This window comes from Ignavibacteriota bacterium (genome assembly GCA_016716225.1).
Lineage (GTDB): Bacteria > Bacteroidota > Ignavibacteria > Ignavibacteriales > Melioribacteraceae.
The window spans coordinates 2,405,663-2,425,029 of the sequence record JADJWT010000001.1; the positions used below are offsets into that span (position 1 = coordinate 2,405,663).

The 19,367-nt window shown below is 28.9% G+C and carries 11 protein-coding genes, 1 tRNA gene and 1 pseudogene; 12 read left to right on the forward strand and 1 reads right to left on the reverse strand.

Going from position 1 to position 19,367, the window contains the following annotated elements; genetic code table 11:
- Positions 1–43 precede the first annotated feature (43 nt).
- A complete protein-coding gene (gene glgC / locus IPM32_10680) occupies positions 44–1,279 on the reverse strand; it encodes a glucose-1-phosphate adenylyltransferase (protein ID MBK8945717.1) in 1,236 nt (411 codons plus the stop codon).
- 143 nt (positions 1,280–1,422) lie between these two features.
- On the opposite strand from glgC, the gene IPM32_10685 reads away from it, so the two are divergent.
- The 12 genes and pseudogenes from IPM32_10685 (at position 1,423) to IPM32_10740 (ending at position 19,334) form a co-directional block, all read left to right on the forward strand.
- Positions 1,423–3,093: a M1 family metallopeptidase gene (locus tag IPM32_10685; protein MBK8945718.1), complete on the forward strand. Its 1,671-nt coding sequence runs from the start codon at positions 1,423–1,425 to the stop codon at positions 3,091–3,093.
- A gap of 63 nt (positions 3,094–3,156) precedes the next feature.
- Positions 3,157–3,879 carry a UDP-2,3-diacylglucosamine diphosphatase gene (locus IPM32_10690; GenBank protein ID MBK8945719.1) on the forward strand — a complete coding sequence of 241 codons (723 nt, stop codon included), beginning with the start codon at positions 3,157–3,159 and terminating at the stop codon, positions 3,877–3,879.
- The gene (locus IPM32_10695; protein MBK8945720.1) at positions 3,879–6,164 is read left to right on the forward strand and encodes a PBP1A family penicillin-binding protein; all 2,286 of its coding nucleotides are present in this window, start codon (positions 3,879–3,881) and stop codon (positions 6,162–6,164) included. Before IPM32_10690 ends, IPM32_10695 begins: the two co-directional genes overlap by 1 nt.
- Before the next feature lie 176 nt (positions 6,165–6,340).
- A pseudogene (locus IPM32_10700) lies at positions 6,341–6,523 on the forward strand (GIY-YIG nuclease family protein).
- Positions 6,524–6,581: 58 nt separating this feature from the next.
- Positions 6,582–6,665: transfer RNA gene (locus IPM32_10705), tRNA-Leu, on the forward strand.
- A gap of 25 nt (positions 6,666–6,690) precedes the next feature.
- On the forward strand, positions 6,691–7,563 hold the full coding sequence (hpnC, locus tag IPM32_10710; protein MBK8945721.1) for a squalene synthase HpnC: 873 nt from the start codon (positions 6,691–6,693) through the stop codon (positions 7,561–7,563).
- Position 7,564: 1 nt separating this feature from the next.
- The gene (gene hpnD, locus IPM32_10715; protein MBK8945722.1) at positions 7,565–8,419 is read left to right on the forward strand and encodes a presqualene diphosphate synthase HpnD; all 855 of its coding nucleotides are present in this window, start codon (positions 7,565–7,567) and stop codon (positions 8,417–8,419) included.
- Positions 8,404–9,690, forward strand: coding sequence for an FAD-dependent oxidoreductase (locus tag IPM32_10720; protein MBK8945723.1), 1,287 nt, complete (start codon positions 8,404–8,406; stop codon positions 9,688–9,690). The genes hpnD and IPM32_10720 overlap by 16 nt, the downstream gene beginning before the upstream one ends.
- A gap of 244 nt (positions 9,691–9,934) precedes the next feature.
- Positions 9,935–11,254 carry a citrate (Si)-synthase gene (locus IPM32_10725; protein MBK8945724.1) on the forward strand — a complete coding sequence of 440 codons (1,320 nt, stop codon included), beginning with the start codon at positions 9,935–9,937 and terminating at the stop codon, positions 11,252–11,254.
- A gap of 92 nt (positions 11,255–11,346) precedes the next feature.
- Positions 11,347–16,128: a GNAT family N-acetyltransferase gene (locus tag IPM32_10730; protein ID MBK8945725.1), complete on the forward strand. Its 4,782-nt coding sequence runs from the start codon at positions 11,347–11,349 to the stop codon at positions 16,126–16,128.
- 93 nt (positions 16,129–16,221) lie between these two features.
- Entirely contained in the window at positions 16,222–17,850 is a 1,629-nt protein-coding gene (locus IPM32_10735) for a CTP synthase (protein MBK8945726.1), read from the forward strand.
- Positions 17,847–19,334, forward strand: coding sequence for a hypothetical protein (locus IPM32_10740; GenBank protein ID MBK8945727.1), 1,488 nt, complete (start codon positions 17,847–17,849; stop codon positions 19,332–19,334). Before IPM32_10735 ends, IPM32_10740 begins: the two co-directional genes overlap by 4 nt.
- Positions 19,335–19,367 lie beyond the last annotated feature (33 nt).

Consider the following 19,367-nt stretch of genomic DNA (forward strand, 5'->3'; position numbering starts at 1 on the left):
CAAACTATTCGCAATTTAAATTTTTTATTAATGAAACGTAAACTTAGAATTTATAATTTTTTGGAATAACAACAATGCCGGTTTCAGAAACTGTAAATCGTTTTCTATCAATATCCGGATCAAAACCAATTTCTTCTCTTTCCGGAACGTGAACATTTTTATCAATAATTGCACGGCGTATCTTTGTGTGCCTTCCGATATTGCAATTATCCATAATTATGGAGTCTGTGATATAAGTGTAGCTATTTACTTTTACATTTGGCCCAATAATTGACCTTTCCACCAAACCACCAGAAATAATTGTTCCATCAGTAACTAAAGAATTTATTGCTCTTCCAACTCTTTCACCTTCATGAGAAAGTGTTTTTGCCGGCGGCATTTGTCTCTGCATTGTTCGCAAAGGCCAATTGGAATCGTATAAATTAAAATCCGGATTTACACTTAGCAAATCCATACTTGCTTTGTAATAACTTTCAATTGTTCCAACATCAACCCAATAAGGTTTATCGGGATTATTTTCATCTTCAAATCTAAATGCACGAACTTTATAATGTTTTTCTACCATTAAAGGAATTACATGTTTTCCAAAATCTAAATTTGCAGTATTCTGATCAACAAGTTCTTCTAAAACATCGGTTAAAGCTTTCACGTTAAAAATATAAATTCCCATATTTGCAAAAGAGAATCCGGGTTTGCCCGGAATTTCAGGTGGATCTGCCGGTTTTTCGATAAAAGATTTTACATTGTAATCTTCATCAATTTCAATAATTCCAAAACGCGTGGCATCTTCTTTGTGAGTGATAATATTTGCAATGGATAAATCTGCTTTTTTCTCAATATGATATTGAAGCATTTTCATATAATCCATTTTGTAAATATGATCACCGCCCAGAACTAAGCACCAAGAATAATCTCTCTGTCGCATCAAATTTAAATTTTGATAAATTGCATCTGCTGTTCCTTGGTACCATTCATTTCCGGTTTTTTTCTGCGGTGGAATTGAATAAATAAATTCGCCAAGTTCCGGATTAAAAATATTCCATGCTTCATACAAATGCTGATTTAGAGAATCAGATTTATACTGGGTTAGAACATAAATTTTTCGCAAACCGGAGTTCAAACAATTTGATAAAGCAAAATCAATTATTCTGTATTTCCCGCCGAAAGGTACGGAAGGTTTTGTGCGCATTCCGGTTAACGGATGAAGTCTTTCACCTTGTCCACCGGCTAAAATCATTGTTAATGTTTCTCTTTGAAGTGCTGAACCTGTAAATGCCATAGTGAGCTCTTTTTATTTTACAAAATATATTTACTATTATTGAATTGTCATTTGAAATTTGTGGAAAAATATACTCTGTTTTAGTTCACTAATTACTTTTTTTAACAATGAAAGTCAAGAAAAAATATTTCTTTTTTGGATGTTTGACCTTAATTTTATTAAGTCTTACAGTATTAGTTTTTGCATTAAAAAATATATTTAATGTTTCCACGGATGACGGAATTACATTTATCGAAAATGGTTTTAGATTTAACCCTTCTCAAATTTCTGAAATTGAAAAATATATATCAGAAAACCAAAGAAAGCTCGATATTTTACATTATCAAATAGAAATAGAACTTTTACCAGAAAAAGAAGAAATCTTTGGAACAACAATAATTACCGGAATTTCGCGTAGTAAAAATCTTAATAAAATTGAATTAAATTTCCATGATAATTTTGATATATCGCTTGTGGAATTCAACAACAAATCCGCAAATTATTTGTATGAAGATGATAAAATAATTGTAAATTCTAAAGAAAATTTGGCTGATACATTTTCAATAAAAATAAAATATTCCGGAACTCCTAAAAGTTTGGGATTTGGTTCTTTTAGATTTGCTGAAAATAATAAAACGCCAGTAATTTATACTTTGAATGAACCAATTTATGCTTCAACTTGGTTTCCGTGTAATGATTTTCCGAATGATAAAGTTTTGGCTGATATTAAAATTATTTGTGATTCTTCATTAACCGCAGTTTCAAATGGCATTTTGGAAAATGTAAAAACGGAAAATGATAAAAAAACATATCATTGGAAAACAAATTATCCGATATCAACTTATTTAATTTATTTTTCTGCGGCAAAGTATAAAATATTTGAAGATTATTATGTGAATGATAAAAATGATTCTATGAAAATTCTTTATTACGTTTTTCCAGAAGATTTAGAAAAAGCAAAAAAAGATTTCAGTATTCATCCAAATGCAATAAAATTTTTCTCCCAAACTTTTGGAGAATATCCTTTCATAAATGAAAAATACGGAGTTTCAGAATTTTTATGGAGTTTCGGCGCAATGGAAAATCAAACAGTAACTTCCATTGGAAAAAATTTCATAAGCGGCTCACAATTTTTTACGGATATTTTAGTTCATGAACTTGCACATCAGTGGTGGGGAAATGCAATCACTTTATCAAATTGGAAAGATATTTGGCTTAATGAAGGATTTGCAACTTACTCAGAAGCTTTGTATTGGGAAAATGAAAGTGGATTTAGTTCACTGCAATCTACAATGCAATCTTTTTTAACAGATTTTAATGGAACAACTTTGTACAATCCGGAAAATTTATTTGATAGAATAATTTATAATAAAGGCGCTTGGGTTTTACATATGTTAAGAAAAGAAATTGGTGATGAAAATTTCTTCAAACTTCTCAAAAAATATTATGAAAATTACAAATATAAAAATGCTTCGACTAATGACTTTATAAAGATTGCAAAAGAATTTAGCAAAAATGATTTAACAAAGTTTTTTGATCAATGGGTTTTTAATGGAAATGGTTTGATAGAGTTAGAATATTCAATAAATAAGGGAAACAATCCCAATGAAATTTTGTTAAAAATAAATCAAATTCAAGAAGGTTATGAAGAATACAATTTTCCGCTTGAAATAAATTTCGAATTTGAAAATGATTCAATTATTACAGAAAATATTATTGTTAATAAACGAGAAAGTATTTTTAATTTTAATTATAGTCAAAATGTTAAAAATTTAGTTCTTGATCCAAATGGGTGGCTGGCTTTTAGAAAAAATCAAATAATCAAAGAAAAATAAATTTCTAAAAAATAGAACAATAAAAAGTGTTAAATTTACAATCTGATAATATTCGAGATTTAATTGGCATCAATTTTTATATCTGATTTGCATTTTGGATTACTTTCTCAAGAAAATGAAAAATTAAGAGAAAAGAAATTCGTTGATTTTTTACAATTTGCTAAAAATAATTGTGATCAGTTTTTCATTTTAGGTGATTTGTTTGATTACTGGTTTGAGTACAGACGCGTTATTCAAAAAGGATATTTTAGAACTTTAACTTCAATTGCGGATTTGGTTGAAAGCGGAATTGAAGTACATTATATAATTGGAAATCATGATTTTATGCACAGAGATTTTTTTGAGAAAGAAATTGGCGTTAAACTTTATGAAAATGAATTGAAAATCGAAATTGAAAATAAAAAGTTTTTTCTTGCTCACGGCGATGGTTTGGTTGAAAATGATTTGGGTTATAAAATTCTGAAAAAAGTTTTAAGAAATAAAAATGTTCAGAAATTTTATTCACTAATTCATCCGGATTTAGGAATTTGGCTTGCAAGTTCATCAAGTAAAAAAAGCAGAAATTATACAACGCAAAAATCATATGGTGAAAATGACGGATTACTAAATTCCGCAAAAAAAATAATTGTTAATGGTTACGATTTTGTAATTTTCGGGCATTCGCATGAACGTAAAAATGAAATTTATAAAAGTGGACAATACATAAATTTAGGAACTTGGTTGGATAAACCTTGTTACGGAATTTTCAAAAATCAAAAATTTGAAATTATTGAGTGGAATAGTTAATGGCAAAAAAGAAATCGGGTTTTCTTAAAGTAAAAAATAAACAATTAGTTTACACACTTGGAATTGGATTTATAGTTTTTTTTCTTTTAATCGGATATTTATTTTACAATCATATTGTTTCCGGTTTGCCTTCGTTAGATCAGCTTGAAAATCCCAAACAAAGTTTAGCTAGTAACGTAATTAGTATAGATAATGAAATTATCGGTCAATATTATAGAGAAAACAGAAGAGAAATTAGTATTGATAGCATTCCATCATTTGTAGTTGATGCTTTAATTTCTACAGAAGATAGAAAATTTTATGATCACTGGGGAGTTGATTTAGGCAGATTTATTAAAGCAATGTTTAAAACAATTTTCCTTGGTAAAAAAGAAGGCGCTAGTACAATTACACAGCAATTAGCAAAAAATTTATATGATCTTAAAGTTGCCCGCGAAAATTTATTTCAAACCGGCGTAAGAAAAATTAGAGAATGGTTTACTGCAATTCAAATTGAACAAACTTATACAAAAAGAGAAATTCTTGAAATGTATCTGAACAATTCCTTTTTCGGAAACAGAGCATATGGTATTGAAATGGCAACTCAAAATTATTTTGGGAAAAGTGCAAAATATCTAACGCTTCCGGAAGCTGCAGTTTTTATTGGATTGCTGAAATCACATGTTTATTATAATCCGATTCGCCGACCAGAAAATGCTCTGAGAAGAAGAAATGTGGTTTTGTATAATATGGTTGATAATGAAATGTTATCTGAAGAAGAATATGAAAAATTAAAAGATGTTCCGTTAAAACTTACTGCTGAAAATTTGAATGACGGAATGCAAAGCTCAATGGCACCTCATTTTGTTGAACATGTAAGAAAACAATTGGAATCAATGGCAGATAAGTATGGTTATAATCTTTATGAAGATGGTTTAAAAATTTATACAACAATACATAGTAAAATGCAGAAAATTGCAAATAAAGCAGCTGAAGATCATTTGAATGAATATCAAAAATTATTTGATAAATATTGGAAGTGGGAAAGTAATAAATCTGTTTTAGATGATTTAGTTGATAAAGCAATTAAGAATGATAAAAATTATCAAGCGGTGAGAAGCGAAGAAAAGAAAAGAATTTATAGAAAATTAAAAAATTCAAAATCATTTATTGATTCCGTAAAAACTATTGCGCAGACAATTGAGGTTGGATTTGTTTGTTTGGATGCAACAAATGGTGAAATAAGGGCTATGATAGGTGGGAAAAATCAAGATTTCAGCTACGGTATAAATCATGCCACACAAACTAAAAGACAGCCCGGATCTTCATTCAAACCAATTGTTTATACTACTGCACTAGAAAATGGATTATATCCGGCATTCCCAATTATAAATCAAGAATTCAATTACGAAGGCTGGAATCCGCACAATTTTGATAATACTACTGGCGGATTTATGACACTTCGAGACGGATTGAGAACCTCAGAAAATTTAATTAGTGCACGAATAATTATCGAAGGTCACGTTGAGTTATGGCAAGTAGGAAGAATTGCAAATAAATTAGGAATAAAAACTAAATTAAATTTAGTTCCGTCAATTTCACTTGGAACTTCTGAAGTTACTTTAATGGAATTAACTTCTGCTTATGCAACTTTAGCCAATAAAGGAATTTACAACGAACCTATTTCAATTCTCAAAATTGAAGATAAAGACGGAATAATGATAGACCAGTTTTCACACAGTTCCAGAGAAGGATTATCTGCCGAAACTTCATTTTTAATTACAAACATGCTTGAAACTGCATTAAATGAAGGAACCGGAGCAAGAACAAGATCAATACATAAATTTTATAGACCAGCCGCTGGGAAAACGGGAACTACACAAGATTATGGAGATGCATGGTTTATGGGATTTACTCCGCAATTAGCTGCTGGAGTTTGGGTTGGTTTTGATGATAGACGTGTTTCATTTACTGGAAAATATGGACAAGGTTCGCAAGCTGCAAATCCAATTTGGTCAAATTTTATGCGCGAAGTTTATGCACAACTCGATTTTCCATTTGAATCTTTTTCGTTTCCTGAAAGTGGAAATATCACGACCGTTAAATTTTGCAGAGAATCTATTTATCAGTTTGGAAATCCAAGATTATATTCAAGCGATTGTTCTACTGGTGAATTAATTGATTATATAAATCTTAAAGACATCCCAATTCCTTTTGTAAAAGGAAGAGATACAAAAGTGAATTTATATACTAAATTTTATAAACCGGATAGTAATTCCTATGAAGCACAAGAAATTGACGAATAATTTTTCATAGTTACAAAGGAAAAAATATTTCTTGGATTTCAAAATTAGAAGCACGAAAGAGAGAAAAATATTTAAAATCTGGTATTGGAAAAGAATTTCTAAAAAGATTAATAAACAAAAGCCCGGATGGCGAAATTGGTATACCTACCTGCCGGTAGGCAGGCGCGCTAAGATAAATGTTTAAAGTATATGCAATAAAAAGTACTTGTAAAAATTATATTTAAGTTGGATTAACCAACAATCTTGAAAAACGATTAATTCAACATAATAAAGGTTTAGCAAAAGCGACAAAACCCTATAAACCATTTGAATTAATTTATTTTGAAAGTTGTGATAATAGAATTGAAGCACGAAAGTGAGAAAAATATTTAAAATCTGGCATTGGAAAAGAATTTCTAAAAAGATTAATAAACAAAAGCCCGGATGGCGAAATTGGTATACGCGCTAGGTTCAGGTCCTAGTGGGAGCAATCCTGTGCAGGTTCGAATCCTGTTCCGGGCACGAATTTTATAATGTGGTAAAATTTTTGAGTAACGAAAATAATAATTCCGAATTATCACATCTTTATAATCAAGCAATTGAATTTACAAATTCTCATTACGAAAACTTTCCCGTACTATCATTTTTTACTCCAAAACATTTAAGAAAATTTATTGCTGTTGTTTATCAATTTGCCAGACAAGCTGATGATATTGCTGATGAAGGAAATTTTTCAAACCAAAAAAAAATAGTTGAACTTGAGAAATATGAAAATGAATTAAATTTAGCTTTCAATCAAAATTATGAAAATGATTTTTGGAAAGTTTTTCATCACACCATAATCACAAAAAATTTAACAAAAGAAAATTTTATTAATTTGATAAAAGCATTTAAACAAGATTTAATGAAATTTAGATATAATGGTTTTGATGATTTATTAAATTATTGTAAAAATAGTGCTGATCCGGTTGGAAGAATTATTCTTGAAATTTACGGCGTTAAAAATAATGAAATTGAAAAATATTCCGATTTTATTTGTACTGCACTTCAGCTTACAAATTTTTATCAAGATGTTTCTGTGGATTTTCAAAAAGGAAGAATTTATATTCCTCAAAATGAAATGCAAAAATTTTCAATCGAAGAAACTGATTTTCAAAATACTTCGAGTAATAAAATTCAATTCGTTGAATTAATGACGTTTCAAATTGAACGTACAAGAAAAATGTTTTCAGAAGGAAGAAAATTATTAAACTTTTTACCATTAAGATTGCGCATGCAAATATTGGTTACAATTAAAGGCGGTGAAGCAATTTTGCAGAAAATAGAAAATATAAATTTTGATGTATTAAATCAAAGACCAAAATTGAATAAATTAGATTTCGTAAAAATATTTTTATCAGCTTTAATTTTCAGGAAATAATATAGAAACAGCACAACAAATATCAAAAAAAAGTAAAAGCAGTTTTTACTACACTTTTGCATTTTTACCGAAACAAAAACGCAATGCAATAAAATCAATATATGCATTCTGTCGAATGACAGATGATATTGTTGATAACTCAAAAGAATCAAAAGAACAAAAAATTGCTAATCTGAAAATATGGAAAAATGATTTTGAAAAATCTTTAAATGGAAAATCAGAAAATCCATTACTAATTGAATTATACAATGTTATAAAATTTTATAAAATTCCTACTCAACCGTTTTTTGATTTGATTGACGGCGTTGAAATGGATTTAGAAAAAAATAGATTTGAAAATTTTGAAGAGTTAAAAAAATATTGTTACAATGTTGCATCCACAGTTGGACTAATGACAATTCCAATTTTTGGGTATAAAAATTCAACCACGGAAAAATTTGCAGTAAATTTGGGAATTGCTCTTCAATTAACAAATATAATTCGTGATGTAAATGTTGATGTAAAAAATGATAGAATTTATTTACCGAAAGAAGATTTAGAAAAATTCAATTATTCAGAATTTGATTTAATGAATTCAGTTTACAATGAAAATTTTTGTGATTTAATGAAATTCGAAGCTGAAAGGGCAAGAGAATTTTATAGAGATGGGGATAAGTATTTATCAAAAGAAGATAAATCAAATATGTTTACTGCACGAGCAATGGAATATATTTATTTACGGCTTCTAGATAAAATTGAAATAGAAAATTTTAATGTTTTTTCTAAAAAAATTAGCGTGTCAAATTTCAACAAAATTTTTATTGCTTTATTTGTTTTTATAAAATATAAAACGTTTTGTAAATGGCTAAAACTATAATCATTGGCGGCGGGTTAGCCGGATTATCAGCAGCAGTATATCTATCCAAGAATAACCGCAAAGTTGAATTAATTGAATCATCACCTAAACTTGGCGGAAGAACATATTCTTTTTTTAACAAAACTTTCAATTCAGAAATTGATAATGGGCAGCATTTACTTTTGGGTGCATATAAATCAACATTGGAATTTTTGAAAATTACCAATGCAATTAATAAAATAGAATTTCAAGATAATTTAAAAATTATTTATAAAAATAAAGTTGGTGAAAGTTTTACTATTGATGCTTCAAAATATTTTTATCCAATAAATTTACTTTCTGCTATTTGGAATTTTAATTCGCTTACGAAAAAAGACAAATTTAATTTTATAAGATTTGTCAGTTCAATTTCATTTCAAAATGATAAAAATTTAGAAAAAATTTCTGTCAAAAAATATTTGATAAAAAACAACCAATCAGAAAATGCAATAAAATCCTTCTGGGAAATTTTAGCAATTAGTGCACTAAACACCAATATTGATGAGGCTTCTGCTGTATTATTTAATAAAATGTTGAAGAAAATATTTCTTGCTGGAAATAAATCAACCACAATTTTAACTCCAAAAGAAAATTTAAGTAAGATTTTTATTGATCCTTCTTTAGAATATTTGAAGCAAACAAGTTTTAATTATTCCATTTCCGAAAAGTTAGAAAGTATAAAAATTTATAATAATATTATCACTGAATTAAAAACTGATTTACGAACTATTACAGATTTTGAAAATGTAATTTTAGCTATCCCACCTTATCAAATACTCAAATTAAATTGCAATGAGAAATTACTTCAAAGTGATTTTTTAGAGTTTGAATATTCAGCAATTATTTCGGTAAATATGAAACTGAAAAAAAATATTTTCACGGAAAAGTTTGTTGCGTTAATTGATTCTGAAGTAGATTGGATTTTTAATCATAATAAATACATCTCAATTGTAATAAGCGACGCAAATAAATTTGTTGAATTATCAAAAGAACAAATTTTGGAAATTTGTATAAATGAACTTCAGAAATACTTTAAGAATTTTGAAAAAGATCTAATCATAAAGAGTTTAGTGATAAAAGAAAAAAGGGCAACAATAAAATCGACACCTGAATTTGAAAACTTTCGAAATAAAATAGTAACGAAAATAAAAAATCTTTCAATTGTTGGAGATTGGACAAATACCGGTTTGCCACAAACTATTGAAAGTGCAATTCTTAGCGGAAAGTTGTCGGCATTCAAATTTATAAAATAAAGTTTTCAAAAATTTCGTTATCCCTGTTTTTAATTAGCGGAAAATATTATATTAGGTTATAAGAGTATTTTTATAGTATAAAGTAATAATCAATAACTTCTGAAGATTTATTTGTTTTTCTGAACGAAGTGAAGAATCTCTTTAATTCAAAACTTAAGATATTTCGTTTCGATCAAAATGGCATAATAAGTACTTCGGAAGTAAAAAAGTTAATTAATTATTTGAATTCAAACCGGAGGTTAACATGTCAGATCTAAAAGAAAAGTTGTTTAAGAAAATTGAAGCATGGCGCCCGCGTACCACTCGTCTTTTAAAAGAATTTGGAAATGTTAAAATTGATGAAGTTGATATTGGTCAAGTTATTGGAGGTGCGAGAGATATTAAAAGTCTTGTTACCGATATTTCCTATCTCGATCCGTTTGAAGGAATTAGATTCCGTGGATTTACCATTCCCGAAGTTTTAGAAAAACTTCCAAAAGTACCCGGCGGAGAAATGCCATATGTGGAAGGATTTTTCTACTTTTTGTTAACTGGCGATATTCCATCGATGGAAGATGTTCAAGCTGTTGCAGAAGAATTTAGTAAACGTCATGAAGTTCCGCAATACGTATTTAATATCTTAAAAGCTATGCCGGAAGATTCCCATCCAATGGTAATGTTTTCAACAGCAATTTTAGCAATGCAAAAAGAATCTGAATTTGTTAAAGAATACAATTCCGGTCATTTAAAGAAAAATGATTATTGGGCTCCGACTTATGAAGATGGGTTAAATCTTCTTGCAAAAATTCCGGGAATTGCTGCATTCATTTACAGATTGAAATATAAAAATGGTGACATTATTGAATCTGATTCAAAATTAGATCTTGGCGGAAATTTTGCTCATATGATGGGAATAGCAAAACCTTATGATGATGTTGCAAGAATGTATTTCATTCTTCACAGCGATCATGAAAGCGGGAATGTTAGTGCACACGCTGGTCACTTAGTTGCAAGTGCACTTTCGGATTTATATTACTCAATTTCTGCAATGACAAATGGTCTTGCCGGACCTTTGCACGGACTTGCAAATCAAGAAGTACTAAGCTGGCTTCATGGTGTTTATGATCAAATGGGCGGAAAAGTTCCAACTGAAGCTGAGATGAAACAATTTGTTTGGGATACATTAAAAGGCGGACAAGTAATTCCTGGATTTGGTCATGCAGTTTTAAGAAAAACTGATCCACGCTATATGGCGCAGAGAGAATTTAGTTTGAAACATTTACCAAATGATCCGCTTTTCCAATATGTTGATTTACTATTTAAAGTTGTTCCTCCTATTTTGTTAGAACAAGGTAAAGCAAAAAATCCTTGGCCAAATGTTGATGCACAATCCGGAGTTATTCAATGGTATTATGGATTAAAAGAATATGATTTCTACACTGTTCTTTTTGCAGTTGGAAGAGCTTTTGGTGTTGTTGCAAATATTATTTGGGATCGTGGACTTGGTTACCCAATCGAACGTCCAAAATCTGTTACAACAGAAATGCTCGAAGAAGCTGCTGGGATTAAAAATGCAAATTCATAAATTGATTTTATTTTCCTAATTTCTGGAAACTGAATAAAAGGGATGTATTCGCATCCCTTTTTTTTATTACAAATTTTTGAGGATTATTTTCAATGATTTTAGAAAATTTAATTGAACTTAGACAAAAATTTCAAGCTGGAAAATCAACATTATCAAATGAAGAAATAAATGAACTAATTACTAAATTAATTGATTTCATTAATGATTTTCAAAATGACTTATTCATCAATTTTGAAAATGTGAGTGAACTTTCACAGTTATTTACATCAATAGATGAAGGAGATTTTGTAAAAGTTTTTGTATCTAAATTTGATGAAAAATCATTTTATAAATTCGGTGAAAAACTTTTTGAAAGTTTAAACACAAACAATGAACCAACTAAATCTATTATTGAAAACATACTTTACACTTTTCTAAATTTTATCAGAAACTCAGAATTTTTAAGAAAAATTTTTGATGATAAAAATTGGACAAACTTAATTTCTAAAATTGTTGAAGAAACAAATTTCAATACAAGAAAATTGTTTCAACAAAGAACAAATCAATATGGGAAAAAAGTTTTATTTAAAGTTATAAAAGGTGATAAAGTTCAAGATTACACTTGGAATGAAACAAATAAAATTATTGGAAGTTATTCGCAATCGCTTTCTGTTTTGCTTAGTGAACACATAGAAAAACCAAGAGTTGCATTTTTACTTGAAAATAGTTTAACAATGGCTTTGCTGGATTTGGCTTGTCTCAATAGCGGAATTATTAATGTTATGATTCCAGCAAATTCCGTTTCCCAACATATTTTATATATTCTAAATCAAACCAAGTGCGATGTTATTCTAATTGCAAATGACAAACAATTAGCAAAATTAAAATCAATAAAAAAAGATTTGCCATATTTGAAAAAAGGTGTGCTCATTGACGGAACGAGCGCGGAAGATTGGGTGATTTCATTTAATGAATTTTTAAATCTTCATCCAAAAGAAAATAATGAATTGGTCTTTAATGATTTACAAAACACTGATACAGCAACACTGATGTATACTTCGGGTACAACCGGTGAACCAAAAGGAATTATTTTTTCGCAAAAAAATATTGTGTTTAAAAGATTTTGCAGAGCAATTGCATTGCCTGAAATCAGCGATTCAGATTTATTTTTAGCTTATCTTCCACTTTATCATACTTTTGGAAGATGGCTTGAATTGGTGGGAAGCATTTTTTGGGGTGCAACTTATGCTTTTATGGAAAATCCTTCTGCAGAAACTATGATTGCAAATATGAATTTAGTTCATCCTTCTGTGTTTATTAGCATTCCTAAAAAGTGGATACAGCTTTACGAATTTATATCATCAAAAGTTGATGTTGAAGCAGATTCTGATGAAAATATTTCTAACGAAGTTAGAAATATTACCGGCGGAAATTTAAAATGGGGACTGTCTGCTGCCGGTTATTTGCCTTCCGAAGTATTTCAGTTTTTCCAGAAAAATAATATTCAACTTATGAGCGGATTTGGAATGACCGAAGCTACTGGCGGAATAACCATGACTCCACCCGGAAAATATATTCCAAATTCATTAGGCAAAGCGCTACCGGGAATAGAAATAAAATTAGGCGATGACGGTGAACTATTAGTTAAAGGCGATTATGTTATGCCTGGATATTTTGATCAAACAAAAGAAGAAACATTTATTGATGGTTGGTTTCCAACCGGTGATATTATGAAAATGGATTCTAATGGATTTATTGAAATTATTGATCGCAAGAAAGAAATTTACAAAAACATAAAAGGTGAAACCATTGCACCTCAACGAATTGAAAATCTATTTAGAGATTTTGAAATTGTTAAGCAAGTTTTTGTTGTTGGTGATCACCGACCTTTTAATACAGTTTTAATTCATCCGGATTTTGAAAATCAGATTTTTATAAACATGAATGAAAATCAGAAGAATGAATATTTTTCTAATCTGATTGTAACTATAAATAAATTTTTAGCACCATTTGAAAGAATAGTTGATTTTAAAGTTATTGAAAATCCTTTTACTTTAGAGAGCGGAGAACTAACTCCCAAAGGAACTTTTAAGCGCAGAGTTATTGAAGAAAATTATAAATCGTTAATTGATCAGCTTTATAAAAAGGATTTTTATTCACTTTATCTAGAAAATATTGAAATAAAAATACCTAATTGGTTCTTGCGAGAAAGAGGCTGTTTAAGCGGAGATTTAAAAGTTGAAAATGGATTTTTATCAATACCAAAACTTGATAGAAAAGTTACAATTCAAAAAAATGATAAAAATAATTTTAGAATAGGAAATTTTAATTTTAGAATCAGTAAACCATTTATTGATCTTCACGAATTTTTAATAAATCCAATTTACTGGATTGGCAACGATGAGTTTGTAAAATTTACGGATGATACAATTCTGCAATGGTACAGACAAAATATTGAAGATGAAAATATTCAATTTACGGGAAATAATTTTGCAGAATTTGATTATTCGGAAAGTTATTTACAGCTAAACAAAATTCATCAAGCAGGAGAAAAATCATTATACGGTTTGCATCTTGCAATTCATTTAATTCAATCAGATAATTTTGACAATGGAAATTCTTCAATTGAATATTTGAACTCGCTTTTTAAAGATGAACATCAAGAAATATTTAAAATTGCACTTTACTTTTTAGATAAACCAAGTCTTGTAAAAAATTTTGAAGTAAGAAAACAATTATTTCTTCTTGCAATAAAACACACAAAACAAAATAATATTAAAAAGATATTTGAAATTTATTTGAAAGACGGACAAGCTCTATTCGATGAAAATATTATTGAAAATATTGTGAGCAGCAAAAAGATTTTGGATTCATTGGATTTACTTGATGAAATTTTAAATGAATATGTTCAACTTAAATTTAAAATTGAAAATCTTAATGAAACAATAATTTCCACCTTACTAAAAATTCTCTCGCAAACGGGAATTAAACATCCTACAAGATATGAAGAAATGCGAAGGAAACTTGTAAAGATTCAATTGATTGAAGATTGGCCGGAACTATCTAAATTAGCTCAAGATTATAGAACAAAAATGCGCGATGGATTTAGAAAATGGCTTGGAATAAATGAAACGGTTGCAGTTGATAGTGAAACTGGTGAAGAATATGGATGGGATGAAGTATTAATTTTTGAGGAAGATTTAAATGATGATGAAAAATTACTTTTAAATAAAGTTATTTCAACAACTCAAATTATTAAAGAAGCCGTTTTTCTTTTTTCAAAAGGAGTTTTAATTAGTTTAAATAATATTTTACCAAGAGGCATTTGGATAAGCAAAATAAGGGATGAAGAGCAATTAATGCTTTACAGAATTTCAATTCAAACACGTCTGCAAGGCTCGTTTGATATTATTTTTCATCAAAATAAAAATAGAAATGTTGCTGAAATTAAATCCGAAGTTAACTGGTTAATTCTTGCTGGCTCCAGATTTTTTGTTACTGAATTAGTTGAAGACTTTGGCGGATATTGGGATGAATATAATGTTTGGACACAAAAATATCAACCCGGATTAAATGTTGAAAATTTATTTGCAAGGGACGTGAAAAAAGACGAACAAAATGCAATGGAAAAATATTATTACATTTGGCCGTTCTTTATTTGGAATGCAACTGCCGCATACATTAATTTTTGGAGGTTAACTTCTGGAAATCTGCAATTAACAAACCCAACTCCCGATAAATTAATTATTCCATCACATGATTATCAGCTTGGAACACGATTTACATCTTTATCGGATCGTTCCCAGTTTACAGATTTTTCAAACTTATTTTTTAATTTCTACAATAAATTTGTTGTTCCAATTGAAACAAAATATCCTTGGGTAAAAAAAGATTCGTCATGGAAATATATTTTTCCGGGCTTAATAAATGCCGAAGGAGAATATGAAGGTGTAGAAATTCTTAGTCTATTTTTATTGGAATTGAAAAATGATACTGAAAAAAATCATGAAATAGTATTTCAGTTGGAAAAATTTTTAGCAAGCATTAAGAAAAACGGATATATTCCAAAACAGCTATACTTCGCAGTTAAAAGATTTGGAAGATGGAATAATCTCAATACTGAAGCCTCTTTTGAAGCTCAAGCGCAAATGTTAAATGAACTTTATGATACTTATAATTTAGTTGGATTAGAAAAAAAGCATCCGGAAACAAGAACGAGATTTTTCCTTCACACAGTATTTAAAGAATCAAATGAAGATTTTAAAAATTTGATTAGAGAGTTATGTCTTTTCCAACATGATGGAAAAATTACCAAAGATGAGTTTTTGCGGGAATTGTCAAGAATTCAAAGTGAATTTGAATTGAGCGATAAAGAAATTTATTTTCTTACTCGATTAAGTTATCCGCATTTAAAACCTACTGATTCAGCATCATTTTTACATCTTGCAACAGAAGGAGATCACGCAGCTAATTTAGTTGTTCAAGTTGATGATCATGAAGGAAATCCATTCTATATCAGAAAGCCGATTACACCAAAAGAAATTTCAAAATTATATCAATTATTTATTGATGGAAATATGCAAGTTAGTTTTAAACCAGAACATAAATTTTTGGTTGCAATTTCTGATAGAGGATTTATAATAGGAGGAATGTTTTATAATCAATTTGAAGAAGAAGTTGTTCATATGGAAAAAATTGTTGTCTCAAATAGATTTAGAAGAAAAGGTGTTAGTGAAGCTTTGATGAATGAATTTTTTAATAGAATGAAAGATGAAGGATTTGCTTATGTTACAACCGGATTTTTTAGACCGGAATATTTTTACAAATTTGATTTCAAAATTGAAAAAAAATACTCGGGATTAGTAAAAAAATTATCTGAAAATTTAAAAAAGTAAACTTTTTTTAGAATTAGTTTATCACTTGTTTTTTAGCTAAAGAAAAATTCCTATTTTTACACTTATTTTAAAAAATATAAGGTCATTTTCGAAATGAGAATTAAGAAAAAAGTGAAGTTTGTTTTTGTTACCGGAGGTGTTGTTTCTTCACTTGGAAAAGGAATAACGGCAGCTTCTTTAGGTTTATTGCTAAAACAAAGAGGATATTCCGTAACAATTCAAAAATTTGATCCTTATATTAATGTTGATCCGGGAACCATGAGTCCGTTTCAACACGGTGAAGTTTATGTAACCGATGATGGGGCAGAAACCGATCTTGACCTTGGACATTATGAAAGATTTTTAGATGAAAATATGTCCAAAGCAAATAATACCACAACCGGACAAGTTTATCATGAAGTAATTTCAAAAGAAAGACAAGGTGATTATCTTGGTGCAACGGTACAAGTAATTCCTCATATAACTGATGAAATTAAAAGAAGAATGTTAGTTCTTGCAAATACCGGAAAGTATGATATTGTAATAACCGAAATTGGCGGAACAGTTGGCGATATTGAAAGTTTACCTTTTATGGAAGCAATGCGTCAACTGATGATTGAACTTGGAAGAAAAAATGCAATAAATATTCACGTAACTCTTGTTCCATATATTCAATCGGCTGGTGAATTAAAAACAAAACCAACTCAACACAGTGTTAAGGCTTTACTTGAATTAGGAATTCAGCCTAATATTTTGGTATGTAGATCTGAATTGGAATTATCGCAAGAAATAAGAAAGAAAATTGGCTTATTTTGTAATGTTGATTCAAATGAAGTAATTTCTGCTTACGATTGTTCTACAATTTATGAAGTGCCTCTTAATTTACACAAACAAGAATTTGATAAACTTGTTCTAAAAAAGTTAAAACTTTCCGATATAAATATTCATCTTGATAAGTGGGAAGAATTTGTTTCAAAAGTGAAAAATCCAACTGGTTCTGTAAATATTGCTGTCTGCGGAAAATATACGGATTATTTAGATGCTTATAAAAGTATTACGGAATCTTTCATTCACGCCGGCGCAGAAAATGATGTTAAAGTTCACGTTAAATATATAAGTGCTGAAGATTTTACTAAGCGCAAACCAGAAAATCTATTAAAAGGAATAGATGGAGTTTTGGTTCCTGGCGGTTTTGGCGAGCGCGGAATTGAAGGGAAATTAGTTGCAATTCAGTATGTAAGAGAAAATAAAATTCCCTTTTTTGGAATTTGTCTTGGACTTCAATGTGCAGTAATTGAATTTTCTAGAAATGTTTTAGGAATTAAAAAAGCTAACAGTGCGGAATTTGTTAAAAATCAATTTAGCGTAATTCATATAATGCCGGAACAATTAAAAATTAAAGCCAAAGGCGGCACAATGCGGTTAGGTTCCTATCCATGCATTGTTACAAAAGGCTCTAAAACAAAAAGTGCATACAAAAAAGAAAAAATTAATGAACGGCACAGACATCGTTATGAAGTAAATAATAAATACAGAGAAGATTTAGAAAAAAATGGTATGTTAATTAGCGGAGTTTCTCCAGATGGAGAACTTGTTGAAATGATAGAACTTTTTGATCATCCATGGTTTGTAGGCTGTCAATTCCATCCCGAATTAAAATCAAGAGCAACTAATGCTCATCCACTTTTTAGAGATTTTGTAAAAGCTGCTGTTGAATATTCATTAGGGAAAAAAGAGAATTGATTAAAATATTTTTACTTTTATTTGCTACTTTAAGTTTTGGGCAAAATTTAAAGAATTACCAAAATTTAGTGGAAAGAAGCGATAGACTGATTTATAATTATGAATTTGAAAAAGCTATCGATTTATTAAATTCTGCAATTGAAAAAAAACGTGAAAGACCAGAAGCGTTTTTAATTCTTTCAAAAATTTATTTGTGGTATTATTTAGGAAGCAGTAATTCTTCCGATTTAAAACAATTTGAAAAATATTCAGATTCAGTAATAACAAAATGTAATGAAATTATAGATGAAGAAAACGATATTCACATTTTATATTTGCTTGGGAATATTTATAAATACAAAGCAATGATGAGTGCTGCAAATGCAAATTCCTTGGATGCATTTTGGGCAACAAAAACTTCAGTTGGCTATTATGAAGATGTTTTAGAAATTGATTCAACATATTATTCAGCTCAAGGCGGAATCGGAATTTTTGAATATGCACTTACTTTTGTACCCTCGTTTTTTTCTTGGGCGTTAACTTTCACCGGACTTTCAGCAAATGATAACAATGGTTTCGAGCTTGTTAAAAAAGCTTTTTACAAAGGCAAAAAAGACAAAATTGAGCTTCAATTTCATCTTGCAAAACTTTATGATGAATATTTAAGTGATTATAAAAATGCAATTATTTTACTTAATCCTCTTATTAAAGAATTTCCAAAAAATAATATTTTAGTTTACCAAAGAGCAATTGAAAATATTAAATCAAAAAATTTATATAAAGCAAAAATTGATTTAGAAGAGATTCTAAATAACGGACATCCAAAATTTTCGCAGACAATTTCATTCTCTAAATTCTTATTGGGCGATGTTTATTTTAGACAAAACAATTTTGAAAAAGCTTTGGAATACTATCATCAATTTTTGCAGACAACAAAAACAATAGATTATACCGGAATTGCATCTTTGAGAGCCGCAATTTGTTATCACTTTTTAAGTAATCCAAATGAATATAGAAAATATACAGTACTTGCATCAAATGGAAATTTGGATATTGAAGATGATAATTATGCTAAAGAATTAAGTTTGAAATTTTTGGAAAAAGGTATTTCAAAAGAGTGGGAATTTCAAATTAAAATTGAAAATTTATTTTTATCTGGGAATGATAAAAAAGTTATTGAAAGTGTAAATGAAATTATTGATTCTGTTGAGTCCAATGAAATCAAATCACTTTTGCTCACATATAAATCTTCTTCTTTAATTGAGATGAATAAATTTTCCGAAGCAAAAGAAATTTCAAATAAGCTTAAAAATTATGATTTACAAAGCTCATTTTGGATAAAACCAATGGCTTATGTAAATTTAGCAAAAATAAGTATGTCGGAAAAAAAGTTTGCAGCAGCAAAACAATATATTCGTGCAGTTTCGGAAATAGATAATTATAGAAGAAAAAATCAGATAAAATCTTATATCAATAAAATTAAAATTGAACTAAAAGATAAGTAACTATATAATTTACAATAACTTAGAAATTATCTA